Genomic DNA, 23070 nt, shown 5'->3' on the forward strand with positions numbered 1-23070 from the left:
TTTATTCGGTCACGCGGTAGCCAATGCCGCGCACGGTTTCGAGGAAATCGGCGGGAGCAAACTGGCTGAGCTTTTTGCGGATGTTCTTGATGTGCACGTCGATGTAGTTGGAGTCGGAATCATCTTCGAGCACGTTGCCCCAGAGGTGCTCACCGAGCTGCAAGCGCGTGAGCACGCGGTTTTTGTGCAGCACGAGGTAGTGGAGCAGGTCAAATTCCTTTTTGGTGAGCGGCACTTCCTGCTGGCCCTGGCGCAACACGCGGCTGGTCACGTCCATCTGAAAACCCTGGCCGAACAGAATTTCCTGGCGCTTCAACCCAAACTTGCGGCGCGTGATGGCCTGCATCCGGCTTTGCAGCTCCAGCAGCGAAAATGGCTTGGGTAGATAGTCGTCGGCGCCCAAATCGAGGCCCATGATTCGGTCGTCGAGGCTGCCGCGGGCCGTAAGGATGATGAAGGACGCTTCCTGCGCATCGTTTTGGCGGGCTTCCCGGAGCAGGCCTAGGCCGTCGCCGCCGGGCAAGCCCAGGTCCAGGAGCACGAAATCGTAGCTGTTGACGAACAGCTTTTCCGAAGCTTCGGCGTAGGTGAAGGCCGAATCGACGAGGTATTGGGATTGAAGCAGAAACTGCCGCACTTCCTGGTGCAGGCTCTTCTCGTCTTCAATAAGGAGGATGTGCATGGGTAGCGTAGCGCTTGATGACGCGGTAACATACGCAACTCCACCATGAAGACCGAATGAAGGGCGCAAAAAAGGCCACCCCAGCGGGGTGGCCTTTGAAGTACGGATCAGATGACTAACCGTGCGCTATTGGGCACCAACGAAATTCAGCTTCCACTGCTGGTTTTGGCCGCCTACGTAGGTCCATTGATGAATTACAGCTTGGTCTTCATAAGAGACATTGGCAACATCGAGCACCTTGCCGCTGGCTTTGCAGGTGAGTTTGTAGTAGCCGTCGCCGACGCTCTCAATCAGCCACCGCTGAGCGTTGCTACCGTTCCAGGTGTATTGCTGCACCTTAGCACCGTCGGCCGAGCTGGAATTACTCACGTCCAAGACCTTACCGCTGTTCTTGTTGATGAGCCGGTAGGACCCGTCGTCGAGCTTTTCAAGCTTCCATTGCTGCGCCGCGGAGCCGTTTTTGTACCATTGCCACACGGGTGTTTCATCTTCGGTATAACCATATTTCACGTCCATCACCTTGCCCGAGTGCCGAGCTTCCAGCTGATAGTAGCCCGCAAAATCGGTGGTGCTACCACCGCCACCGCCGCCGCCAGTAGGCGGCGTACCGGCTGCTTGCTCGTGCGCCCCAATATCGAAGCCGCCACCCGCGGGCCGGGCCGTACCGAACAGGTCATTCGGAACAGTGGAGCCATAGTTGTAGCCCTTGTCGATAACGGGCGAGGTGGTGGCAATCTTGAAATTGTCGGCACTAACTGAGCTGGAGCCTGGATTGGCGAGCAGCGGGTCGGCGTTGACGTCGCTAGAGGAAGCGCCGCCGCCGATGGTGCTGGCGTCGCCGCCCGACCAGTTGTTGTTGCCGAACGTAACGCCGCTCAGGCTGCCGCTGGCGTACACGTAGCGGCCCCCGGCAGCCTGGCGGAAGATATTGTTGCGCACCTCAATGTTAGAGTAACTGCCCCCGTCGAACTCAATCAGGCCTTTACCCGCAAACGACTGGTAAATGGTGTTGTTGGCAATCTTGATGTTGGAGGCAAGTGATCCGCCATAGCCTATGCTGAACGAAATGGGCACCCCGCCGTTGGCTAGTATGTTGTTGCGCACCACGTTGTTGCTTAGGTGAGCACCCAGAATGTAGCGCGACTCGTCAGAAATACTAAGGGCCGCCAGCGGCAACTCGATGCTCGGGGCCCGGTAGTAGAAGTTGGTATTGCCCGTGTTGTACGCCAGGTTCTGCTCAAACAGGCAGTTACTGGAGTTATCTAGGTACAGATAGTTGCTGTAGTTATCGTAAGATGTGTTGTGGTGCACGTGCACGTTGTCCGAGTTGGCCGAAATTACTCCTTCGCCATAGTTGTTGTACGTTATGTTGTTAGATAGCACTCCATTTTTGCCTTTCGACATAATGATGGCACTTTCCCAACCGCCGCGACTGGGGTCACGAGCGCTGTTGTTGAGCACAGCATTGTACACTTTATTGCCATCAATTACCACGTCATCACTGTCGTAGACAGCCTGATTTGTGCACCCCCAAGCTGAAATACCCTGTCGGTAGATGTTATGCACCGTATTGTCGAGAAAGCGCACGTGCTTCACGTCGCAGCTCGTAATGCCATCGCGGGCATTGGTCACTTCAAAGTTTTGGAACACCACGTATTCAGCCGAGCCAAAGTAAATGGTTTTGGCCCCGCTATCGGAGGCGCTTCCACCATCAAGTACCGGGCGGCTCTGGCCAGGCCAGTCTCGGATGAGCAGCCAGTTGCTGGCTGTACCGTCGATGCCGGTGTGCACCACAATGTTGCCGCTGGGCCGAAATGTACCCGTGCAGTAGATGGTGCCGCCGTTGCCATTAAGCTTGCTTAGAGCTTGGTTAATAGTTTGCAGTGGCCCACTAGAAGAAGTGCCTGCGTTATTATCGTTGCCGTTAGTGGCATCTACGTAAACGTACGGCTGCGGGTCACTGGCCAGGGAATAGGCGCTCCGGGTTCCCGTAGCGCGGGCGCCTACTGTTTGGGAGTCTGGAGTGAGACTGTCATCCACCTCTTTTTGGCAGCTGGCTAACAGCAAGCTGGTTAGGCTCAACAAGGCTGAGACCGAGCGAAAAGTAAGTTTCATAGTGGTTGGGTTGTGGGTTGGTAGGTTGTTGGAAAAAAGAGCACGATGGGCTAGCTACTACTCGCTAGGCTGGTTGGCTTAAGCACACAGCAATGTCACAGGCAAGGGTTGAAACCGGTGCCGCGCAAAGAGAAATACTAGAAGAAAGAAGAGAGGGGCTTAATGGTCAGCCAGCAGGCTCGTCCCAGGTCACAGTGGTAAAGAGCGTGAGTTTCATAGCTGGTTAGGTTGTTCAATGGAGCACGACACTTGAACAATTGTGGCTATTCAAGCTGAAGAATACGGCCGGGTCACCTCGGAAAGGCTGAGTTTTTCCGGTTCCTGATATGGGAAGCTAACTCTTAATTTTGGAACTGATGTCAAGTTAGCATGACGGTTTTATCTAATCATATCAGAATTATACATCTTCTTAATAAGATATTATATTTGGTATAATAGGTTGCTAATCACTCCTGTTGAGCTGTAAAAGTTATTTGCGGAGATACTCGGTGAGTTCGGAAATAGCTTCGATGTGCAATTCTTCAGCTTGTTGCTGCCGCATCAGTAAGGCGTAGGTGTTGTTGAACCCCAGCGGGCCAAGCCATTCCAAGCCGAAGCGGCGTTTGAACTGCTGCTGTACGTAGCTGTACACCGCCGTCGGCTCACCAGCCAAGGAATCCACTACGGCGGGAGCGGGCTGCAACAGTACCAGCAAGCCGGTACCCGTGTACTCGGGGTACATATCGATGGCGCCGCTCCGGAGCGCCTCAAAGCAGATGGTGGTGCCGCCCAGGCCGGTTTTAGTGGCTACGCCCAGGTCAGTGTAGCCGCGAATGAGGGCGGCGTACATCTCGGCCAGAATGTATTGCTCCGAAAAAATCTTGGAGCCGAGTGTAATGGTAGCAGCGCCCGGCGCCACGGGCCGCGGTGCCCGCCACAGGCCACGGCGGCGCAGGAAGGAGAGGGCCACGGCGCGCGGGTCTTCGTGCAAGTAATCAACCCGGTAATTCAATTCCGTCATCACCGAATCGTTGATTTGGCCGGCCAACTTGCCAAGCACCACGCGCAATTCCGGGTGGGCCGCCAGCACTTGCGGCCGCACCACCGGCGCGGCGTAGTAGGGCGGAAACACGCGCCGGTCGTCGCGCAGTACGCGCAGGTCGTAAGCCTTGATGCGCCCATCGGTGGAGTAGCCGTCAATCACGTCGACGTCGGCGTGGCGGGCGGCCTCGTACACCAGGGCCGGCGCCAGCACCACGCTGGGCAGGCGGCGCAAACCGTACGCTTTGCTCAGGCCCGGCAGCCCATCGGCGCGGCCCACGAACTCGGGGCTGAAGCCGGCCAGCAACTTACCCGTGGCGCGAGGCAGCAGGTAGAGTCCGGCCAGCAGCGGCAGCAGCACCAGTAGGGCTCGGCCCACCCCCGCCAGCCGCCGCGCCGACAGGCGCTGCACGCCCGCCAGGGCGGCATCAAAAACCAGCGCCAGCACCGCCGCCGGAATGGCCCCGGCCAATATCATCGCCGGATTATTGAGGGCAATACCGCCAAAGATGAACTCGCCTAGGCCGCCCGCCGCCACGTAAGCCGCCAGCGTAGCCACGCCCACATTGATAACCGCCGCCGTCCGAATGCCCGCAAATAGCACTGGCAAGGCCAGCGGCAGTTCTACCCGCCGTAGTACTTGCCCGTCGGTGAGGCCTAGGCCGCGGGCGGCATCTACTACGGCCGGACTCACGCCTTGCACGCCCGCCACCGTGTTCCGGATGATGGGCAGCAGCGCGTACAGGAACAGCGCCAGAATAGCCGGCCCGGCCCCAATACCGAGCAGCGGAATCAGGAAGCCCAGCAGCGCGATACTCGGAATGGTTTGAAACACGCCGGCCGTGCCCAGCACCCAGGGCGCCAGCCGCGGCCGGCGCGTGAGCCACAACCCGAGCGGCACGCCCACCAGCACGCCCAGCAGGAGCGAGGCCGCCGTCAGGCCGATATGTTGCAGCGTTTGCTCGCCTAGCTTGCCGGCCTGCATCTGCCAGAAAGCCAGTAGTTCGGAGAAGACGTTCACCTTGTTCATGGCTGTTGCAGGCGTTGGATGACTCTGCCGAAAGCAGCCATCAGAGACGAAAGCGTAAAAGGAACCATAGCTGTTTCTGCTGTAGCGTCTGACACCCAAAGCACCCGCTCTGCGGATTGCGGCCCCGCAGGCGTGGCGCTCGGCGCAGCCGCATTTAAGGCCTCAATAGCTTCTTGTATGGTTGCTGTAGATTCCAGGCGCTTACCCTCTGAATGTGAATTGGTTATCCGTTGGGTTGAGCTATTGTCGGCTAAATCTGCTAGTAGGTCTGAGAGACGCAAGGTGCGGAGCTGAAGGGCCAGTTGCTCGGCCTCGAAGAAACGGCGCACGAAGTCGTTGGCGGGTTGGAAAAGCAGCTCGCGTGGGGTACCTAGCTGCTGCACCCGGCCCGCGTCGAGCAGCATGATTCGGTCGGCCAGCTCGAAGGCTTCCTGCACGTCGTGGGTGACGAGCACCACGGTTTTGCGGCGCAACTCGTCCAGCTCCCGGAACTCGCGCCGGATGCTGGCCCGCGTGATAGGGTCGAGGGCGCCGAACGGCTCATCCATGAGCACGATGGGCGGGTCGGCGGCCAGCGCGCGGGCTAGGCCTACGCGCTGCTGCTGCCCGCCGGAAAGCTGGTGCGGGTACTGGCTGGCGTAGCGGGCCGGCGGCAGGTGCAGGCGCGTGAGCAGCTCGGTGGTGCGCGTGGCTATGACGGCCGGCTCCTGGCCAAGCAGGCGCGGCACCACGCCCACGTTTTCGGCCACGGTGTAGTGCGGCAGCAAACCCACTTGCTGAATCACGTAGCCGATGCCGCGCCGCAACTGCTCGGGGGGCTGCTGGCGCACGTCTTGCCCAAACACTTCCACCGTGCCCGTGTCGGGCTCCACGAGGCGGTTGAGCATGCGCAGCAGCGTGGTTTTGCCGCAACCGCTGGGCCCGAGCAACACCAGCGTTTCGCCGGGGGCCAGGTCAAACGAAATATCCTGTACCACGGCCTGGCTGCCGTACTGCTTGCTAAGGTGATGGGCGCGAATGGCGAGAGGCAACATGCCGCAACCTAACAGGTCTTGGGCAGACCTGCTCAGTTGTGCCAATTCAAAGGGCCCTGCTTATAGCGCAAACTGCCCACTAGAGCCTCCAGAAGTCGTTATGGGCTTGTGCTATGGTGCATCAAATGCTTTGCTAAGAATACAAAGGCAGTAGCCGGCTCCGCTTCTGTGGCGAGGAGCAGGCGCCAGCTTGCCGTGGAAGAACCAGCCAGATGGGCCACAATTTATTTATGGTCTGGGCCAGTAGTCGAATCGTGTAATATGATTAGGAATCCAAACTACTTTTGACTCGTCAGCCAGCCAATCTGGCGCTGGCTAGGCATCGTCTCCTCACCCCAACCTTTAACCCGCTTCAAGTCACATGGAACCTCAATTGATTCCCGGCTACACCTATGGCCACGTAGGCCCATCTCCAGTTTCCGTTGCCGAGCTGGAATTGCTCAAGCAAACGGTGCTCTTCACTGCCGACGACGAAAAAGCTCTGCTCCGGGCTGGCCAGGTGCTGGCTTCGCAAACCGACGCCATTCTTGATGTGTGGTATGGTTTCGTGGGGGCGCACCCGCACCTGCTCCGCTACTTCTCGGCTAATCAGCAGCCCGACGGCAACTACCTGAGTCGCGTCCGAGCCCGGTTTGGACAGTGGATTCTGGACCTGTGCAACCGGCCCTACGACCAGCAATGGCTCGATTATCAGCACGAAATCGGCCTGCGGCACACTGCGGCCAAGAAGAACATGACCGACGGAGCCGCGGCCGAGCCGCTTATTCACCTGCGCTACCTCACGGCGTTTATCGTGCCCCTCACGGCCACCATCAAGCCTTTCCTGCAACAAGGGGCGCAGTCGGAGGCCGAAGTGGAAGCCATGCATGCCGCCTGGTTCAAGGCCGTTACCCTCACGGCCACGCTTTGGAGCTACCCTTACGTGAAAGAGGGACAGTTTTGATTTTTCAACCAGTTAAGCTTCTCAACCATCATGGGAGTCGCCGTTTACGATACCTACGTCCGCAAAAAGGACAAGTCGGTCATGCATTTTGATATTTTGGTGCCCGACACGCTGACCAACAAAGAAACCATCTACGGCTTCGGCCGGGAATATTTGAAGAGCAAAGGGCAAGAAGGTCAGCCGCTTGCTGCTCAGGAATGTGCCTTTTGCCACGTGGAGCAGCCCACCCCCGAAATAGCGGCGGCCATTGCCGGGCAGGGATATTACATCATCGAAATGCAGGGGTGCCGGTAGGCACCTCTGTTTCTTTTGCTTGCCTTATGTTTCCGTATCAGCCCATCGACTGTGCGTTTCACGACTTGCTGGAGGCCACCATCACCCAGCGTACGTACTCGCACCTGCAATACTTCACCGACCTGTGGGAGTCCACGACGGTCACGACGCTGCTCAAGGACCTGACCAGTGAGCGAAGCGCGGACGGCTTAGAGGAATACCTCATCATCGGCACGGGCGAGCAAATTCGGCTCGACCGCGTCGTGAACGTGAATGGTACCTTTGCGCCGCCTTTTCGCCACTTCCTGGACTTCACCTGTGACTGCTGATTCCACTGCCGCCAGCCCCTTCGACCCCGCTCAGCAAAACCAGCCGCCGGACCTGGACCTGAAAATCGTGGCTTCGCTGGAGCGGCTGAGCAGCGTGTTTCGGACCCTGCTCTGGCAAGAGGCCACCCAGGTGGGGCTGAGCCCGTTGCAGTTGCAGCTGGTGGTATTTCTGCGTTTTCATGCTCCGGGCCAGCGTACCGTCAGCTACCTGGCCCGCGAGTATCTGGTGAGCCGGGCCACAATAAGCGAAGCTGTGAAGGCGCTGGAACAGAAGCAACTCCTGAGCCGGCTCACGGACCCTGCGGACCTGCGCAGCCATTCCTTGCACCTCACCCCGGCGGGGGAGCAGTTGGCCGAGCGCACCAGCCGCTTCGCTCAGCAGCTCACTTCTCCCGTGGCGCGCCTACCCGCCCGGCAGAAGCAGGCCCTGTACCTGAGCGTGCTTACCGTCATCGGGCAATTGCAGCAGGCGGGCGTTATTCCGGTGCAGCGGATGTGTTTCTCCTGCCGCTTCTACGGCCAGGAAGCGCCCGGCAACCACTTCTGCCACCTACTGAAAATCCCGCTGGAAGGGGCCCATTTACGGATTGACTGCCCCGAACACCAGCCCGCGCAACCCCAGTAAAAGCCCATGACCCGCGCTACGTCACCGCCATCAGGATAAGTCGTTGGCTGTGAGTAAAGAATCAAGATGTTGCAGGCTACAACCTTGGGGGCAGCATTATCTCTCACTTCTCCTATCTCAGTTCTAAGATGCCACAACTTATGAGCGACATTCACACCCCCGACGACCTCCGGTGCCTGGTGCACGCGTTTTATGAGCGGGTCCGGGTCGATGAGCTGCTCGGCCCTGTCTTTGCCACGCGCATCTCGGCCGGCCACTGGCCCGAACACCTCGACACGATGACGCGCTTCTGGACGGCCGCACTGCTCGGCCAAGCCGCTGGTTACCGCGGCAACCCCGGCACCAAGCATTTGCCCCTGCCCATAGCAAAAGAGCATTTCACGCGTTGGCTCATGCTGTTTGGGCAGACCGTGGACGAACTATTCGCCGGCGAAAGAGCCACGGAAATCAAGCTGCGCGCCTTGAAAATGGGGGAGATGTTTCAGGCCAAAATAGCCCTGGCCCGCACCAACGGCGGAACAGCCATTCTGTAAGCCTAACATGCTCCGGCCTCATCTCTACTGCCTTGCTATTGAATATCGAACGAGAAGCAGAGCGGCCGGTACGGTAGGGAAGTTCACACTTGGCAAGGCCAGCTTGCACAAGGTATTCGAGATAAGACAAGATAAGAGCTAGGTCGTGAGGGAGGCCCCTACCGCACGTATTGCCCGGCTGAGCTGCTCCACGCCCTGCTCAATCTCCACTGGCGTGAGTGAGGCAAACCCCAGGCGTAAAGCATTGCTCGTTGCATGACCTAAAAAAAAGTGATGTCCCGGCGTGACAACCACCTTGCGCGCCGCCAGATACTGCGCCACCTGCGCCAAATCCACTGACTCCGGGAAATTTGCCCAGATGGTCATGCCGCCTTCGGGCACCACAAATTCCACCAGCCCACCTAGGTGCCGTAGTAGGCTGTCGGCCAGCGCATCGCGGCGCAGTCGGTACTCGGCGTGGGCGCGGCGGGTATGGCGTTTCAGCTCGCCCTCCTCAATCAGCTCCGCCAAGGCCTGTTCCAGCACGGTGTCACCCTGGTGGTCGATGAGGCGGCGCAGGCGGCCAAGAGCCGCTACGAAAGCGGGTGGCCCGGTGACGTAGCCTACCCGGAGGGCCGGAGCTAGCAGCTTCGAGAGGGAGCTGATGTAAATAACCAGGCCCTGCGTGTCGGCGCTGGCCAAAGGGAGCATCGGCTGGTAGTGGTAGTGAAAATCATGGTCGTAATCGTCCTCGATGAGGGCCACGTCGTACCGGGCGGCCACAGCCAGCAGCTGCAGGCGGCGGGCGGCTTTCAGCGTTACGGTGGTGGGATATTGATGGTGCGGCGTGAGGTAAAGCGCCCGCACCGGTTGGCGGGCGCACAACGCTTCCAGCTCATCTACCCGGAGTCCTTCCGCGTCCACGGCAATGGGCGCCAGCTCGGCCCCAAACAAACGAAAGGTCTGCCAGGCGGGCGGATAACCGGGATTTTCCACCGCCACTACGTCGCCGGACCGTAGCAATAGGCGGGCCGTTAGGTAGAGCGCCATTTGGGTGCCCCGGGTCAGGCAGATGCTGGCGGGAGTAGTGTGCAGGCCCCGGTCGTGGTTGAGCATGCGGGACAACGCCTCGCGTAAGGGGAGGCTGCCGAGCGGGCTCTCGTAGCCGAGCTGGTTGCGGCGGCCCCGCGCCTGGAGCACCCGGCGGTAGGCCGTAGCCAGCCCGGCCAGCGGCGCCAGTCGGGCGTCGGGCGTTCCGTCGTTGAAGACAATGGCCCCGGCCAGCGCCGGTTGTGGCAATTGTTCCGGCTCGGTGGGGTCGTGCCAAGTGAAACCGAGGCGGACCGTTTCGTCGGTTCCGGCGCTGCTTGGGGCAAAGGCAGCGGGTGTACTCACGGGTAGCTTAGCCGATACAAACGTGCCCCGGGTGTGCTGCGACTCCAGCCACCCCTGCGCCGTCAGCTCCTCATAGGCCAGCACCACTGTTTTGCGGTTCACTCCCAGTTGCCGGGCTAGTTCCCGCGAGCCAGGCAGCGCCGCGCCCGGTTGCAGCCGACCCCGCCGAATATCCTCGGTCAGCAACTCCGCGATTTGCAGGTATATGGCGGTTGAAGAACTGAAATCTGGTTGGTAATGGGTGTCCCAGGTGCGCAACATGGCTGGCCCAGTTGAAGAGTGAAGTACGACTGATTGGTCGGGGCCAAGGTACTGCGTTCTGTTGAGCCTGAAGGTCCCGTGCTGCGGAGTTCCGGGAATTAGGTTTGTGACGAGCCTCCGCGCCTTCTTTGTCAATGAACTTCGCTTAGCGTAGTGTCTGCTTCTGACCAGCCCGCGCCAGCTATGCAACCTGGCGGCCATCATCTCATCCTTCAGCCATGAAGCTATTTCGCCAACCGCCCCTCTGGCTCCTGCCGCTGCTCCTGCTCCTGCTCAGCAGCAACTGCGGCCTGATTGCCCCGCAACGCGACCGTCACACGACCATCGTGTACGTGATGCGCCACGCTGAAAAGGACCTGACGCCCGGTCTGGCCGATCCGCCTCTGACACCGGTAGGTCAGCAGCGCGCCGTGGCGTTGCAGAAGAAGATTTTCAAACAAGCCCGGCCCAGCGCTATTTTTACCACCAACACCACCCGTACCCGCGCCACCGTAGCGCCGCTGGCCGAGCAACTCAAGCTAACGCCTCAAGTCTACGATGCCAAACAGCTGCCAGCTCTGGCTTCCCTGATTCGGCGCGAGTACCGCGACCGGGTAGTGGTGGTAGTGGGGCATTCCAATACCGTGCTTGAAACAGTGGAGGCGTTAGGAGCTCGCCGCCCAATAGAGACCATCAAAGACAATGAATACGGCTACCTGTTCAAGGTATCGATGCCGCTCGACACTACGCAGGCCGTGACTGCCGAAACGCAAAGCTACTAGTGGCGCCTTGTGCTTTGGGCTGCAACCTGCCGCGAATTTTCGGCTACTTTAGCCGTTCGGCGTCCTGGTTTGGGCGCTGAACGGCTTTTTTATTTCTCTTCTCCCACCTATGCGCCTTCCTTTCCACTGCCTGACGCTGGCCGGCCTGTTGCTGGCCGCTACCGGCTCCGCCACCGCCCAATCTGCCCCCAAAACCGACAAAACGGATTCGCTCAATATCCGCAAGCTCTACGACGAGGCCCTGCTGCGCGGTCAGAGCTACGAAAATCTACGCGAGCTATGCACCCGCATCGGGGCCCGCCTCAGCGGTTCGCCCCAGGCCGAACAGGCCGTGCAGTGGGGCAAAGTAGCTATGGAAAAAATGGGCCTCGACCGTGTGTATCTGCAGGAGATAATGGTGCCTCATTGGGTGCGCGGCACCAAAGAAAAAGCCCGCGCCACGGGTTCCAAAGGCAAGGGTCTCGACTTCAACGTGTGCGCGCTAGGCGGCTCAATAGGCACTAATGGCAAGCTCAAAGCCCAAGTGGTGGAGGTGCAAAGCCTGACCGAATTGGCGGCTTTGCCGGCTGAGAAGGTGAAGGGCAAGTTTGTGTTCTTCAACCGGCCCATGAACCCCACCTACATCGAAACCGGCCAGGCCTACGGCGAAGCGGGCGACCAACGCCGCAGCGGGGCGGCGGCGGCCGCCAAACGCGGGGCTATTGGCGCGTTGGTACGCAGCCTCTCCCTGGCCCACGACGACTATCCGCACACCGGCTCCATGCGCTACGAGGACAACGTGACCAAAGTGCCGGCCGCCGCCCTCAGCACCAACGGTGCCGACCAACTCAGCCAGCTCCTCAAAGCCGACCCCGACCTGAACTTCGAGCTGGAAATGAGCTGCCAAACCCTGCCCGACGTGAAAAGCTACAATGTGGTGGGGGAAATAAAAGGCTCGAAGTACCCCGACGAAATCATCACGGTGGGCGGCCACCTCGATTCCTGGGACCTGGCCCAGGGCGCCCACGACGATGGCACGGGCTGCGTGCAAAGCATGGAAGTGCTGCGGCTGCTCAAAGCCAGTGGCCTCAAACCGGAACGCACCGTGCGGGCTGTGCTCTTCATGAACGAGGAAAACGGCGTGCGCGGCGGCGACAAATACGCCGAACTAGCCAAAGCCGCCAACGAAAAGCACTTGGCCGCTATGGAATCGGATGGGGGAGGGTTTACGCCCCGCGGTTTCAACATTGAGTCCGATGCTGCCACGGTGCGCAAGGTGCAGCAGTGGCAGCCGCTGCTGCGCCCCTACGGCAGCGCAGAGTTCAATCCCGGCCACGCTGGCACCGATATTGGCCCGCTAAAAGACCGCGCCAAAGCCCTCATCGGCTACGACTGCGACTCCCAGCGCTACTTCGACCTGCACCACACCGCCGCCGATACCTTCGACAAAGTGAACCGCCGCGAGCTGGAACTAGGCGGCGCCAGCATGGCCGCGCTGATATACCTCATGAGCAAATACGGGCTGTGATTGAATGAGGAATGGGTCGGTAGCTCCGGTCTGCCCGCTTTTCGCGGGCTGACCGGTCGCCGTTGGCTGACGTTGCTTCGTCTAGTCGTTCTAGGGGTACGCCCTTCGACCGGTCAGCCCGCGAAAAGCGGGCAGACCGGGACGTTTCCATAAGTCAACATGAATTGAGGAACTGGCGCAACCTAGCCGATGGCAAGAGGCGTAGCAACTCCTAACTCCTAACTCCTAACATGAACCTCTACCTCGTGGCGTTGCTGCCGCCGGAGCCGGTGCGGGAGCAGGTGTGGCAGTTGAAACAGGAGGTACACCGCCGGACTGGCAGCCGCAACGCGGTGCGCCTGCCGCCGCACATCACCCTGATTCCGCCCACCCAGCAGCCCACCGAGTTTGCCGAAGAAGCCAGCGCGGTACTGCGCCGGTTTGCGGCTACGCAAGCGCCATTCAGTGTCGGGCTCGATGGTTTTCGGTGGTTTGGCGACCGGACGCTGTTTGTGCGGGTGCGGGAGGATGCCGCCGTTCGGCAGTTTCAGGAGGCGTTGGTGAGCTGGTGCGCGCAGCACCTACCCATTGTGCCGCGGGAGCAGCGGCCCTTCACGCCCCACATGACCCTCGCCACCCGCGACCTGCCGCCCGCCCAGGTGCCAGAACTGCGCCGCGACTTTGCCGCCCGCTCCTACGCGGCCACCTTCGAAGTCACCACCATCGAGCTGTTCCGCCACGATGGCCGCCAATGGGTAAGCATAGGGACATTTCCACTTCTATCACCCACCAAAAAATAAAGCCGACTGCCCAAAAAGCAGCCGGCTTTGAACAGAAACGGAGCGGAGCATAAAAGCACCGTCCACAAAATCCGTGGAATCCGCTAAAATCCGCGCTAATCCGTGATCCTAGTTGGCCTCCAGGATCTGGAACAGCTCATCAAGCTTGGGGGTCAGGATGATTTCGGTGCGGCGGTTCAAGGCCTTGTTCTGGGGCGTATCGTTCTGGGCGATGGGCACGTATTGGGCGCGGCCGGAGGGCGTTACCTGACCGGCGGGCAGGCCGCTTTCGGTGAGGATGCGCGTGATTTCGGTGGCGCGTAGCACGCTTAGGTCCCAGTTGTCGCGCATGCCGGCGGTGCCGCGCACGATGGGCACATTATCCGTGTGGCCTTCCACCAGCACGTTCACGTCTTGGTTGCCTTTGAGCGCCGACGCCAACTTTTTCAAGGCTTCCTGGCCTTTGGGGTCAACTTTGGTGGAACCCGACTTGAACAGCAATTGCTCCGACAGCGACACGTACACCTTGCCGTTCTTCACGTTCACCTGCAAATCCTGGGCGTTGAAGCCGAGCAGCGCGTCGCCCACTTTCTTGCGGAGCGCCTTCACGGCCGCGTCTTTCTGATCGAGGATGCGCTGCATTTCCGCAATGCGGGCTTCACGGTCTTTGAGCTGCTCCTGGGTGTTGCCGAGGTTGGTGTTCAGCTGATTTACCTGCTGGTTTTTGCTGAGCAGGCTGCTGCGCAAGGCTTCTTCGTTCTGCGCTTTTTCCTGCTCCAAAGCCGTTTTCTGGGCCTGTAGCTGGTCGCGCGAGGTGGTAAGGGCGGCATTTTGCTGTTGCAGGGCCGCTATTTCTTTGGCGTTGCAACCGCCGAGCAGCAGAGCGCCGGCACCAAGCACCGGCAACAGGGCCGTGCGAAGGGAGAGAAGATGCATTGTTGAGGCAGTTAAGAGAAAAAAGTGGGAGAATTCTTAGTTGAGGTTGAAACGTAGGCAAGCCCAACGGGTTGCGCTAATCAATAAGAGAACGGGTCGTAATTCAGTCAATGGCTCGCGCCGAACCGGTGCAAACATATAGTTTTGAAAATTAAGAGCAGCCGACGGCCCCTCATCTTGGTCAATGCCATATTTCGTGCGTCCTCAGCCCAACTATTGAGCCGCGGCGGCGTAGCTTTGGCTGCTTGCTCATCGGCAGTCTTTTGCCCGGTTACTTTACCTCAACATTGGCGTTGCTACATCCTATTCGTTCCATTTGGCTGCTATTGATACTGCTCTCCGGGCTCGATTACAGTGCCCGGGCAGCGAGTCCCGCACCGGCCGGCTACTGGGTAACGTTGCGCGATAAAGCGGGCGTGAGTTTTTCCGCCGACACCTATTTCTCGCCCGCCGCGCAGGCCCGCCGCCGCCGCCAGCACCTGCCGCCCGCCGACAGCACCGATTTTCCCGTACGCCCCGACTACCTCCGCGCCGTGCGCGCCACCGCCGATTCGGTGCTGTTCGTGAGTCGTTGGTTTAATGCCGTGGCCTGCCGCGCCACCCCGGCGCAGGCCGTGGCACTGGCGCATTTGCCCGGCGTACGCCGCGTCACGTTGTTGCCGGAAGCCCATTTGCTGCCCGCCGCCACGCAAGCCGCCCCCACGAGCCGCCCCAAGCCCATCGACCCGAGTGACCGGCTGCTGGCCCGCCGACAGGTGCGCAGCCTGGGTGCCGATGAGTTCAGAAGGGCAGGGCTGGATGGCAAAGGCTTGCGCATCGCCGTGTTCGACGTTGGTTTTTCTGGCGCCAACCAGCATCCGGCGTTTAAAGAGCTGTTTGCCCGGAAACGGGTGGTGGCTACCTACGACTTTGCCCGCCGCACGCCCGATGTGTTTCACGGCGGCAGTCACGGGACGGAAGTGCTGTCCTGCCTGGCCGGCCGCCTGCCCGATGGCACCCCGTTGGGATTGGCTACTGGCGCCGAATACCTGCTGGCCCGCACCGAGCGGATGTACCGCGAGATTTACGCCGAGGAGCTGGCTTGGCTGGCCGCCGCCGAGTGGGCCGACCGCAACGGCGCCGACATCATCAACTCTTCGCTTGGCTACACGGCCCGCCGTTATTTCCCCGAAGAAATGGATGGCCGCCGCAGCCTCGTGGCGAGGGCCGCGAGTATAGCGGTGCGCAAGGGAATACTCGTGGTGAATGCCGCCGGCAACGATGGCGACAACGAAGACTGGCACACCATCGGGACGCCCGCCGACGCCGACTCGGTGCTGGCTGTGGGCGGGCTCGACCCCGAAACCGGCCTGCACATCGAGTTCAGCGCCTACGGCCCCACCGCCGACCGCCGCCTGAAACCTAACCTGGCGGCTTTCGGGACGGTACTTTCGGCCGCTCCCAACGGGTACGCGCACGTTGATGGCACTTCTTTTTCCAGTCCTTTAGTGGCGGGATTTGCGGCCTGCGTGTGGCAGCAGCAGCGGAGCCTGTCCGTGATGCGGCTCTTTCAGGAGTTGCAGCAATCGGGCTCCTTATACCCGTACTACGACTACGCCCACGGCTACGGACTACCGCAAGCCAATTTCTTCCTGCATCAAAAGTCAGTTCCCAATGCTGCGGCTAACCAGACACCCAAGGTAGATTTCGTGGTGGAAGACAGCCTGCTAGCGGTGAACATCCGGCCGGAGGCGGCCCAGGTGGTGGTGCAAGTCCTCCCGTTCTACGCCGATTCGGTGGGCCTCGCGCTGCCCAATGCCAAGCGCGTACCGGCGGTAGGGCGCGAAGAACCCCGCACCGACACGCAACGCGAACCCGCATCTATGCCGCCCGTCGCCTCCTCAGAAACCGCGTCTGTGCCATTGCCGGCGGCCAGCTACTTCTACTGGCACGTAGCCGATGCCCACGGGGTGTTGCGCCGTTACGAGGTGGTAGAGGTGAGCCAGCGGGCCATTTTGCGCATTCCGCGCCGTACGCTCCGGCCGGGCGATGTGGTGCGCGTGTTTTACCTAGGCACCACGCACAGCTACCCCGTTTTATGAGGCTGCCGATTTACTTTTTTCTGTTGCTAGCAGGGCTGTTGCGGCCATTTGTGGGGGAGGCGCAGCGCGTGTTGTTGCAGGCCACCGTGGCGCAGGATACCACCTACGGGCAGTTTGGGCCGAACCGCGCAATCTACAACCACTTGTATTTCGGCTACCTGCCCGTGGTAGGCCGGGCCGCTGGCGACGGGGCCAAGCTCCGCTACGGCAGCTCGGCCGAGTATATGATCGGGATACGCAACAAGTTCCGGCTGAGCGAGCCGCTCAGCGTGGGCTTCGACCTGCGTTTCGTGCGGCTGTCTTATGATTTGGCCCAGACTTCAGACAAAATACTGCCCACGCCCGATCTGCACCACCGCGAGTCGTTGGCCATGTCGCAGGTGCAGCTGGAGGGGTTTGTGCGGCTCAACGTGGGGCAGCGCGGCAACGTCATTGGGCGCTACCTCGACCTCACGGGTTGGGGCGGGTGGGCGCTGAGTACGGCGCATCGGTATGAGGACCGGCCCAGCAGCGGCCCGCGGAAAATTCAGGTAGCGGAAAAAGATTTGACCTATCTGCGCCGCTGGCCCTACGGTGTCGGCGCGCGACTAGGTGCCAGCCGCTACGCCGCCGTAGCCCGCTACCGCCTCTCCGACACCTTCACCTCGGCCGCTAGTGCGCTGTATCCCGAGTTGCCCCGCTGGACCGTAGGAGTGGAGCTGAGCTGGCTGTAAGAAGCTTGCGGCAGCCTTCGAAACGATGTTGAGACGTACAAGAAGAAGCCCGGCATCTTGCCCGCAGAGTGCGGCAGAGCTCAAGTGCAGGGTTGCGCTGAGTGGTGCGGCGAAAACGCTGCGCGAACTTCTATAAGGTAGTAAGACACAGGCCCTAAAGTAAGCTGACTTTTCGGAACAAACAGCCGGCATGTAGCAGGTTGCTACAAGGTTGAGGTCAAGTATTTCCTGGCTGCTGGCCTAATGATTGATCTTAGGGCTTACTGTCTCGAAACAAAATGTTGCGATAAACCCAACCCTGCCTCATTTTCTCGGTAGACAGCGACAGAGCCGAAGCTTTGCTATATAGCTACCTGTAGCAGCCGAAGCTTTTGTGTTCCTCCTCGCCTGTGAAAGGCTTTGTACCTCGCTGAATCGACCAGATTATGGTTTTCTCTCACTCCATGAAAAAAGTTCTTCTGACAGCGGCCTCCTTGGGCCTGCTGCTGCAAACCAGCTCCTGCATCACCACGGAACGAGAAGCCGGCACTTCCCGCGACGGAAACCGGACGTTTACGCCCACGCCGGAAGGAGCCCGCGCCCGCGTGAATGCCCGCACGGTTTTGCGCACCGTCAATACCACGCACTATTTCTCCAACCCCAAAACCAAGGACAACTTCATCCTGCAACTGCGCGGCCCCAAAACCCTTAACGCGCGGGCTCATTTTCTTATTCTGAGCAGCACCGGCGACACCCTGCACTCGGAGATAATGCCGGCCACGGCACTGCTTGGAGAGCCAGAGGTAGACCTGCGGGCCGCAACCACCGTGCGGGAGAAAGAAATAGCGATTCTGCAAAGCATGAATGCTTTCCTGCGCGAAGACCACTTCACCAAGCCTGCCGTGCCACGCGATGCCATCCAGCCCACCGAAGTAGATGCGCAAGCCTGGGAAGCCGTGAAAGCCGACCCCAAAGCAGTAGGTTTCGACTACGTAACCAACGGCCGGGAGCGGCGGCTGGCGTACGCCAAGAAGCTGCAAAAAGCCGTAGTAGTAGCCGAATAAACCCATTCACTTACTTCACAAGAAAGGCCCGTACGGTTTCGTACGGGCCTTTCTTGTAGTCTGAAAGCAGCAAAGAAAAGGAGGGTAGGAGCCGTTCAAACTGTACATCAACCCGGAAATTCTTTGCCTGCACCTTAACAAACGGCGACGGAGCCTGACCTTAGGATTTAGCCACCGCCCCAGCGGCAAGCCAGCCTACCTTGCCGGCCGCGCTGCGCACCAACCGGAACTCGCCAAACTCGCCGAGCACGGCCACGCGGCTCTGGGCCGGCAAGGAATCGAGGGTGGGGGCGCCGGGTAGGGGATGGGCGTAGAGGTCCGTAGCGACGGGCAGCTCCACGCGGCGCAGGGGCGCGGCGGCCGGCACCACGGCGCGAGACGCCACGTAGCCCACTCGGCCGTCGGGGTGCTGCACGCGGTACCAATCAGCCTGGCTGCCGACTACCAGCAAAGGCGTGTTGCGCGTGAGAGCCGCCACCGACGCTTGCTTGGCAACGGGGCCGCGCCGCAAATCAGCCCGCTTGTCTTGCACGCGCACCCACTGGCCTAGTCGCTCCGGCGAGGTGCGCGGGGCTTCAGGGGCCGCATCGGCGCGGCGCACGAACGGGAACGGGTCGACGGCACCCCGGCCGCCGCGGTAAATGCCGAAATGCAGGTGCGGGGGAGTGGTGCGGGCGTTGCCGGTGTTGCCAATCAACCCCAGGGTATCACCGGCCAGTACCTGCTGACCGGGCTGCACCAGTTGCCTGTCGAGGTGGGCGTAGTAGAGGTGCTGGCCGTGCTCAGTATCAGCGAGCCAGACCACCAGGCCGCCGCGGGGCGTTTCGTTTACGCGGGTGATGAGGCCGTTGGCGGCGGCCACGGCGGGCGTGCCGCGCTTGGCAAAAATGTCGATGCCCTCGTGGCGGCGGGCGCCGCCGTCGCGGTCCATACCCCAGAAGCTGCCCACGGCCACATCATTCTTGCCCTTCACCGGAAAGCTCAGGCTAGGAGCGCGCTGAATGCGGAGCGTGAAACGGCCAGCGCGCAGTAGCTCGGGCTGCACCCGCAGCAGGTGCTGGCGGTCGTCTTCGGCCACGTAACTAAAGGAAAGGGCGGTGGTATCAGCGGAGGCGAGGGGACGCGTGGCGCGGCGTTCGGGGTCCAGCTCGAAGGCGTCGAGGAACACCCGGGCGTCGTTGCCTTGGTCGAGAGTGAGGCTGATGCGGACGGTTTCGCCCTCGCGGACTTGGTAGCGATAAGCGGCGGCCGTGGCCCGCTCGGCGGCGAAGTAGCCGGTTTCCTGGAAGGGCAGCGTCACCAGGAGCGAGTCGCGCAGGGCCCGGTCGGCGGCGGCCAGCCAGTCGCGGCCCAGGGCGGTTTGGTCGAGGCCGGTTTGGCGCAGGCGGCGGGCGTAGGCTTCGTGCGGGGTACTTTTTTGAAAGATGCCTTGCAGCGTTTGCTGTTTGCCGCAGGCGGTGAGAAGCAGGAAGACAACGAGGTATAGAGGAGCGCGCAGGCGAAAAGACATAATCGGCAGTTGATTCTCCTTCAAACCCGGAACGCGCCGGGGTAGTTCGCCCCGAACCAGAAGGTATTTGTCCGTACCACGACCGCGCTTATGCGCAACGGCCATTTCGCTAGCGTTATGCTCATGGCGCACATGCGCAGGGCCCATTTCCGTTCACGAATGCCCATAGCGCGTAAGCGCAGCAGGCAAAACGCTAGGGAAATGCCCGTTGCGCTTACGCGCAATGGGCAAAATCGCACCCAAAAGCATGCAGCGCGTACGCGCAACAGGCAGAATAGTGCCGAAATGGCTGCTGCGCGCACGCGCAACGAGCAAAATCGTACGCAAATATGTGCTACGCATATGCGCATTGGGCAAAACGGTGTGAAACTAACAATTAGGTCTTACGCACAACCCGTGCGCAGCCCCGGAGGGGCGACATATCGGTAGTAACCCATTGATGTAATGAACTAAAGCCCTGTAGGGGCGACACGCTTAGACCACCTATGATTAGGTGTCGCCCCTACAGGGCTTGGTTCGTCATTACCACTGTTTCACTACCGATATGCCGCCCCGCTGGGGCTACGTCCGCATTGGTATGCATAGGGCCTGGGAGGATTTTCTGCATGGGTAAAATGGTACTGAAACAACCGTTGCGAGTCTCCTGAGGCGGCAAAGGGTACCGAAACGGGCGCTGCGGATTTCTGATACGGACAAAATGGTGTGAAAATGCCCATTGCAGTTGTCTGTAACGGGCATTTTCATATCGAAACGGTTATTGCAGACAACTGCAATGGGCATTTTCGTGACGAAATAGTCATTGCAGACAACTGCAATGGGCAAATCAGTTGCGAAATGCTCATTGCAGACATCCGCAATGAGCAAACACGTGCCGAAATGCTCGTTGCGGGCTTCCGCAATGGGCAAACACGTACCGAAATGGCCCCGTAGGATTTCCTAAGTGGGCAAAACAGTACCGAAATGGGCGCATAGGAAATCCTCATAGGGCAAAACGATACCGAAATGGGCGTTGAGGATTTCCTATGCGCACTTCAGAGGTATTATGGCGTTAGCGTGCACTGCAACCGGCCTGCCCACTGAAAAAGCGGGCGGAGCGGGGAAGGCCATGGGTAGTGGCGGCGGGCGGCTACCTTTGGGCTCCCACTCATCCGGCACCCTATGAAACTCATCGACTGCCCGCGCGACGCCATGCAGGGCTGGCCCACCTTCATCCCAACCACCCAGAAAATAGCCTACCTCAACACGCTGCTGCGCGTGGGGTTCGATACGCTGGACTTCGGCTCCTTCGTCTCACCGAAAGCCATTCCGCAGCTCGCCGACACGGCCGAAGTATTGGAGGGGCTAGACTTGGCGCAGTCGGGCACCCACCTGCTGGCCATTGTGGCCAACCTGCGCGGGGCCGAAACCGCCGCCCAGCACCCCCAGATTCGCTACATCGGCTTTCCGCTTTCAGTGTCGGAAACCTTCCAGCAGCGCAACACCAACAAGTCCATTGCCGAAGCCCTCGACGATGTGGCGCGAATGCAGGAGCTGTGCGCCCGCACCGGCCAGGAGCAGGTAGTGTACCTGAGCATGGGTTTCGGCAACCCCTACGGCGACCCGTGGAGCCCCGAAATTCTTGGCGAGTTCACGCAGAAGCTCGATGCTCTGGGCGTGAGCATTGTGGCTCTCTCTGATACCATCGGCGCTTCGGTGCCCGCCACCATCGCGCCGCCCTTCCGGGAACTGACGGCCGCCTTTCCGCACATCGAGTTCGGCGCTCACCTGCACACCACCCCCGATACCTGGCGCGAAAAGGTACTGGCTGCCTACGAGGCCGGCTGCCGCCGCTTCGATGGGGCCTTGGGCGGCTACGGCGGCTGCCCCATGGCCGCCGACCAGCTCACCGGCAATATGCCCACCGAGCGGCTCATCGAGTTTGCCTTGGAAGCCGGGGAAGAACTGCGGCTGCAAGAAGCGGCGTTAGGGGAGGCGCAGAGGCTGAATCAGGAGATATTTGCGGAGCATTAATGGCGCGGCGTCCTTCGATACCAGCGTACAAGCACCGCCAGGCAGAACGCAGAAAACGCTACGAGGCGGCACAGGAGGCGAAGTTGCAGGCGCAGCGCAAGCTGCCCTGGGCGTTAGGCGCCATGGCCCTGCTGGTTGTGATGTTTATGTGGGCCGCCTTTTCGCTGTACACCCGCTCTACCCACACTCTCGCTTCGTTACACCGTGTTGAAGGCGTCGTTTCCTGGGTGGAAGTTCGGCGAGACAACACCCGCTACCACCCCTACATGCTGCGCCTGACCGTGGAGAATCGAACTCCAGTCCTGGAAAAGTTTATAGGACAAAACGAGCAGTACGCCGCTACCTTCTCGCGCGCCTTGCACGTAGGCGACTCCGTGCGCGTGTACTACGATACCGAGTTGGCAGGCAATCTTTCTTTCATTTACCAGCTCGAAAAAGGGGAGGACATGCTGCTGACGTTGCAACATGTCAACAGCGGGCAAAGAGCAGGGGCGGTGGGGTTTGGCTTGCTGAGTTTGCTGCCCTTCGCCCTATTGCTGCCCAACCGGCAGTTTCGGACAAAGATGATGACGTACTTTCGTCGTCGCGCCGCCTGATTTTTCTACCGTGCCCTGCCCCACACCATGCCTACTGCCGTCGATATCTTCATTCCCTGCTTTGTAGACCAGCTTTTTCCGCAGACCGCCATGAATATGGTGAAGGTGCTGGAAGCCGTGGGCTGCGAGGTGCATTACAACAGCAACCAAACCTGCTGCGGGCAGCCCGCCTACAACGCCGGCTACAAAGCCGAAAGCTGCGAGGTAGCCCGCAAGTTTCTCGGCGACTTTCCCAATGAGCCCGGCCGCTACATCGTCAGTCCGTCGGCTTCGTGTGTAGGCATGGTGCGCAATGCCTACGCCGAGCTGTTTGAGAATGGCCCCGACCAGGGCCGCTACCACGCCACGCAGCGCCGCATCTTCGAGCTGACGGAGTTTCTGGTGGATGTGCTCGGCATCAAGTCCATCCCGCAAGCCCGCCTCAGCGGCACCTACACCTACCACGATTCCTGCTCTGCTCTGCGGGAGTGTGGCATCAAGGAAGCCCCCCGCCGCCTGCTCGACGCCGTGCCCGGCCTGGAACGCCTCGAAATGGCCGAAAACGAGACCTGCTGCGGTTTCGGCGGCACCTTCGCCGTGAAGTTTGAAGCCATTTCCGTGGCCATGGCCGAGCAAAAAGTAGAACACGCCCTGGCCACCGGCGCCAATTACATCGTGAGCACCGACACCAGCTGCCTCATGCACCTCGACGCCTACATCCGCCGCGAGAAAAAGCCGATTAGAACCCTGCACGTGGCCGATGTGCTGGCGAGTGGGTGGTAGGCGTAGGCCTCAACGAGTGGCCTCACCCCTAGCCCCCTTCCTCGCTTGATGCGCGACATCGTGGAGAGGGGGACTAGTTCTAGTTTGTAAAAACAAAAGCTCAGCGGGCTATTGCCCACTGAGCTTTTGTCTAGATTATAGGTTTTAGTAAAAAGTTTAAAAGCTAGTTCCCCC

The 23070-nt window shown here is 60.4% G+C and carries 22 protein-coding genes; 15 read left to right on the forward strand and 7 right to left on the reverse strand.

Features of this window, described 5'->3' with window-relative positions; genetic code table 11:
• Position 1: 1 nt before the first annotated feature.
• From ACYSMN_RS13050 to ACYSMN_RS13065, 4 genes are all read right to left on the reverse strand, one after another.
• Positions 2 to 682 (reverse strand): response regulator transcription factor, encoded by a 681-nt coding sequence (locus ACYSMN_RS13050; RefSeq protein ID WP_488924330.1) that lies wholly within the window; start codon positions 680 to 682, stop codon positions 2 to 4.
• 126 nt (positions 683 to 808) lie between these two features.
• A complete protein-coding gene (locus tag ACYSMN_RS13055) occupies positions 809 to 2797 on the reverse strand; it encodes an RICIN domain-containing protein (RefSeq protein ID WP_488924331.1) in 1989 nt (662 codons plus the stop codon).
• 469 nt (positions 2798 to 3266) lie between these two features.
• Positions 3267 to 4847 carry an ABC transporter permease/substrate-binding protein gene (locus tag ACYSMN_RS13060; protein WP_488924332.1) on the reverse strand — a complete coding sequence of 527 codons (1581 nt, stop codon included), beginning with the start codon at positions 4845 to 4847 and terminating at the stop codon, positions 3267 to 3269.
• Positions 4844 to 5881 (reverse strand): ABC transporter ATP-binding protein, encoded by a 1038-nt coding sequence (locus ACYSMN_RS13065; RefSeq protein WP_488924333.1) that lies wholly within the window; start codon positions 5879 to 5881, stop codon positions 4844 to 4846. Before ACYSMN_RS13065 ends, ACYSMN_RS13060 begins: the two co-directional genes overlap by 4 nt.
• A 361-nt stretch (positions 5882 to 6242) precedes the next feature.
• Between ACYSMN_RS13065 and ACYSMN_RS13070 the strand changes: the two genes are divergently transcribed.
• The 5 genes from ACYSMN_RS13070 (at position 6243) to ACYSMN_RS13090 (ending at position 8584) form a co-directional block, all read left to right on the forward strand.
• On the forward strand, positions 6243 to 6824 hold the full coding sequence (locus ACYSMN_RS13070; protein ID WP_488924334.1) for a protoglobin domain-containing protein: 582 nt from the start codon (positions 6243 to 6245) through the stop codon (positions 6822 to 6824).
• Positions 6825 to 6854: 30 nt separating this feature from the next.
• The gene (locus tag ACYSMN_RS13075; RefSeq protein WP_488924335.1) at positions 6855 to 7118 is read left to right on the forward strand and encodes a DUF2024 family protein; all 264 of its coding nucleotides are present in this window, start codon (positions 6855 to 6857) and stop codon (positions 7116 to 7118) included.
• Between the two features lie 26 nt (positions 7119 to 7144).
• Positions 7145 to 7426 (forward strand): hypothetical protein, encoded by a 282-nt coding sequence (locus tag ACYSMN_RS13080; RefSeq protein WP_488924336.1) that lies wholly within the window; start codon positions 7145 to 7147, stop codon positions 7424 to 7426.
• Positions 7416 to 8051, forward strand: coding sequence for a MarR family winged helix-turn-helix transcriptional regulator (locus ACYSMN_RS13085; protein ID WP_488924337.1), 636 nt, complete (start codon positions 7416 to 7418; stop codon positions 8049 to 8051). The genes ACYSMN_RS13080 and ACYSMN_RS13085 overlap by 11 nt, the downstream gene beginning before the upstream one ends.
• Positions 8052 to 8191: 140 nt before the next feature.
• Positions 8192 to 8584 (forward strand): group III truncated hemoglobin, encoded by a 393-nt coding sequence (locus ACYSMN_RS13090; protein ID WP_488924338.1) that lies wholly within the window; start codon positions 8192 to 8194, stop codon positions 8582 to 8584.
• A 138-nt stretch (positions 8585 to 8722) separates the two neighbouring features.
• Here ACYSMN_RS13090 and pdxR read toward each other — a convergent pair whose 3' ends face one another.
• The gene (pdxR, locus tag ACYSMN_RS13095; protein ID WP_488924339.1) at positions 8723 to 10219 is read right to left on the reverse strand and encodes a MocR-like pyridoxine biosynthesis transcription factor PdxR; all 1497 of its coding nucleotides are present in this window, start codon (positions 10217 to 10219) and stop codon (positions 8723 to 8725) included.
• Positions 10220 to 10437: 218 nt separating this feature from the next.
• Between pdxR and ACYSMN_RS13100 the strand changes: the two genes are divergently transcribed.
• From ACYSMN_RS13100 to ACYSMN_RS13110, 3 genes are all read left to right on the forward strand, one after another.
• On the forward strand, positions 10438 to 10980 hold the full coding sequence (locus tag ACYSMN_RS13100) for a histidine phosphatase family protein (RefSeq protein ID WP_488924340.1): 543 nt from the start codon (positions 10438 to 10440) through the stop codon (positions 10978 to 10980).
• A 109-nt stretch (positions 10981 to 11089) separates the two neighbouring features.
• Positions 11090 to 12487, forward strand: coding sequence for a M20/M25/M40 family metallo-hydrolase (locus ACYSMN_RS13105; RefSeq protein WP_488924341.1), 1398 nt, complete (start codon positions 11090 to 11092; stop codon positions 12485 to 12487).
• A 230-nt stretch (positions 12488 to 12717) separates the two neighbouring features.
• Positions 12718 to 13266 (forward strand): 2'-5' RNA ligase family protein, encoded by a 549-nt coding sequence (locus tag ACYSMN_RS13110; RefSeq protein WP_488924342.1) that lies wholly within the window; start codon positions 12718 to 12720, stop codon positions 13264 to 13266.
• Between the two features lie 108 nt (positions 13267 to 13374).
• Here ACYSMN_RS13110 and ACYSMN_RS13115 read toward each other — a convergent pair whose 3' ends face one another.
• Positions 13375 to 14181 carry an OmpA/MotB family protein gene (locus ACYSMN_RS13115; RefSeq protein ID WP_488924343.1) on the reverse strand — a complete coding sequence of 269 codons (807 nt, stop codon included), beginning with the start codon at positions 14179 to 14181 and terminating at the stop codon, positions 13375 to 13377.
• 326 nt (positions 14182 to 14507) lie between these two features.
• Between ACYSMN_RS13115 and ACYSMN_RS13120 the strand changes: the two genes are divergently transcribed.
• The 3 genes from ACYSMN_RS13120 to ACYSMN_RS13130 all read left to right on the forward strand — a co-directional run bounded on the left by ACYSMN_RS13120 (position 14508) and on the right by ACYSMN_RS13130 (position 18018).
• Positions 14508 to 16262 (forward strand): S8 family serine peptidase, encoded by a 1755-nt coding sequence (locus tag ACYSMN_RS13120; protein ID WP_488924344.1) that lies wholly within the window; start codon positions 14508 to 14510, stop codon positions 16260 to 16262.
• A complete protein-coding gene (locus tag ACYSMN_RS13125) occupies positions 16259 to 16975 on the forward strand; it encodes a hypothetical protein (RefSeq protein WP_488924345.1) in 717 nt (238 codons plus the stop codon). Before ACYSMN_RS13120 ends, ACYSMN_RS13125 begins: the two co-directional genes overlap by 4 nt.
• Positions 16976 to 17418: 443 nt before the next feature.
• Positions 17419 to 18018 (forward strand): hypothetical protein, encoded by a 600-nt coding sequence (locus ACYSMN_RS13130; protein ID WP_488924346.1) that lies wholly within the window; start codon positions 17419 to 17421, stop codon positions 18016 to 18018.
• Between the two features lie 160 nt (positions 18019 to 18178).
• Here the strand turns inward: ACYSMN_RS13130 and ACYSMN_RS13135 are convergent, their stop codons facing one another.
• A complete protein-coding gene (locus ACYSMN_RS13135) occupies positions 18179 to 19528 on the reverse strand; it encodes a peptidoglycan DD-metalloendopeptidase family protein (RefSeq protein ID WP_488924347.1) in 1350 nt (449 codons plus the stop codon).
• Between the two features lie 708 nt (positions 19529 to 20236).
• Here ACYSMN_RS13135 and ACYSMN_RS13140 point away from each other — a divergent pair.
• From ACYSMN_RS13140 to ACYSMN_RS13155, 4 genes are all read left to right on the forward strand, one after another.
• Entirely contained in the window at positions 20237 to 20458 is a 222-nt protein-coding gene (locus tag ACYSMN_RS13140; protein ID WP_488924348.1) for a hypothetical protein, read from the forward strand.
• Positions 20459 to 20686: 228 nt separating this feature from the next.
• Complete coding sequence (locus ACYSMN_RS13145) at positions 20687 to 21538, forward strand: hydroxymethylglutaryl-CoA lyase (protein WP_488924349.1); 852 nt, start codon at positions 20687 to 20689, stop codon at positions 21536 to 21538.
• A complete protein-coding gene (locus ACYSMN_RS13150; protein WP_488924350.1) occupies positions 21538 to 22134 on the forward strand; it encodes a DUF3592 domain-containing protein in 597 nt (198 codons plus the stop codon). Before ACYSMN_RS13145 ends, ACYSMN_RS13150 begins: the two co-directional genes overlap by 1 nt.
• 27 nt (positions 22135 to 22161) lie before the next feature.
• Positions 22162 to 22896: a (Fe-S)-binding protein gene (locus tag ACYSMN_RS13155; protein WP_488924351.1), complete on the forward strand. Its 735-nt coding sequence runs from the start codon at positions 22162 to 22164 to the stop codon at positions 22894 to 22896.
• Positions 22897 to 23070: the final 174 nt, after the last annotated feature.

The sequence above is a fragment of the Hymenobacter sp. M1-2 genome, from assembly GCF_057808495.1.

Excerpts from the sequence above, each read along its gene's own strand:
- ACYSMN_RS13050 (WP_488924330.1), bottom strand. The coding sequence starts at position 682 with ATGCACATCCTCCTTATTGAAGACGAGAAGAGCCTGCACCAGGAAGTG.
- ACYSMN_RS13055 (WP_488924331.1), bottom strand. The coding sequence starts at position 2,797 with ATGAAACTTACTTTTCGCTCGGTCTCAGCCTTGTTGAGCCTAACCAGC.
- ACYSMN_RS13060 (WP_488924332.1), bottom strand. The coding sequence starts at position 4,847 with ATGAACAAGGTGAACGTCTTCTCCGAACTACTGGCTTTCTGGCAGATG.
- ACYSMN_RS13065 (WP_488924333.1), bottom strand. The coding sequence starts at position 5,881 with ATGTTGCCTCTCGCCATTCGCGCCCATCACCTTAGCAAGCAGTACGGC.
- ACYSMN_RS13070 (WP_488924334.1), top strand. The coding sequence starts at position 6,243 with ATGGAACCTCAATTGATTCCCGGCTACACCTATGGCCACGTAGGCCCA.
- ACYSMN_RS13075 (WP_488924335.1), top strand. The coding sequence starts at position 6,855 with ATGGGAGTCGCCGTTTACGATACCTACGTCCGCAAAAAGGACAAGTCG.
- ACYSMN_RS13080 (WP_488924336.1), top strand. The coding sequence starts at position 7,145 with ATGTTTCCGTATCAGCCCATCGACTGTGCGTTTCACGACTTGCTGGAG.
- ACYSMN_RS13090 (WP_488924338.1), top strand. The coding sequence starts at position 8,192 with ATGAGCGACATTCACACCCCCGACGACCTCCGGTGCCTGGTGCACGCG.
- pdxR (WP_488924339.1), bottom strand. The coding sequence starts at position 10,219 with ATGTTGCGCACCTGGGACACCCATTACCAACCAGATTTCAGTTCTTCA.
- ACYSMN_RS13100 (WP_488924340.1), top strand. The coding sequence starts at position 10,438 with ATGAAGCTATTTCGCCAACCGCCCCTCTGGCTCCTGCCGCTGCTCCTG.
- ACYSMN_RS13105 (WP_488924341.1), top strand. The coding sequence starts at position 11,090 with ATGCGCCTTCCTTTCCACTGCCTGACGCTGGCCGGCCTGTTGCTGGCC.
- ACYSMN_RS13110 (WP_488924342.1), top strand. The coding sequence starts at position 12,718 with ATGAACCTCTACCTCGTGGCGTTGCTGCCGCCGGAGCCGGTGCGGGAG.
- ACYSMN_RS13115 (WP_488924343.1), bottom strand. The coding sequence starts at position 14,181 with ATGCATCTTCTCTCCCTTCGCACGGCCCTGTTGCCGGTGCTTGGTGCC.
- ACYSMN_RS13125 (WP_488924345.1), top strand. The coding sequence starts at position 16,259 with ATGAGGCTGCCGATTTACTTTTTTCTGTTGCTAGCAGGGCTGTTGCGG.
- ACYSMN_RS13130 (WP_488924346.1), top strand. The coding sequence starts at position 17,419 with ATGAAAAAAGTTCTTCTGACAGCGGCCTCCTTGGGCCTGCTGCTGCAA.
- ACYSMN_RS13135 (WP_488924347.1), bottom strand. The coding sequence starts at position 19,528 with ATGTCTTTTCGCCTGCGCGCTCCTCTATACCTCGTTGTCTTCCTGCTT.
- ACYSMN_RS13140 (WP_488924348.1), top strand. The coding sequence starts at position 20,237 with ATGCCCATTGCAGTTGTCTGTAACGGGCATTTTCATATCGAAACGGTT.
- ACYSMN_RS13145 (WP_488924349.1), top strand. The coding sequence starts at position 20,687 with ATGAAACTCATCGACTGCCCGCGCGACGCCATGCAGGGCTGGCCCACC.
- ACYSMN_RS13150 (WP_488924350.1), top strand. The coding sequence starts at position 21,538 with ATGGCGCGGCGTCCTTCGATACCAGCGTACAAGCACCGCCAGGCAGAA.
- ACYSMN_RS13155 (WP_488924351.1), top strand. The coding sequence starts at position 22,162 with ATGCCTACTGCCGTCGATATCTTCATTCCCTGCTTTGTAGACCAGCTT.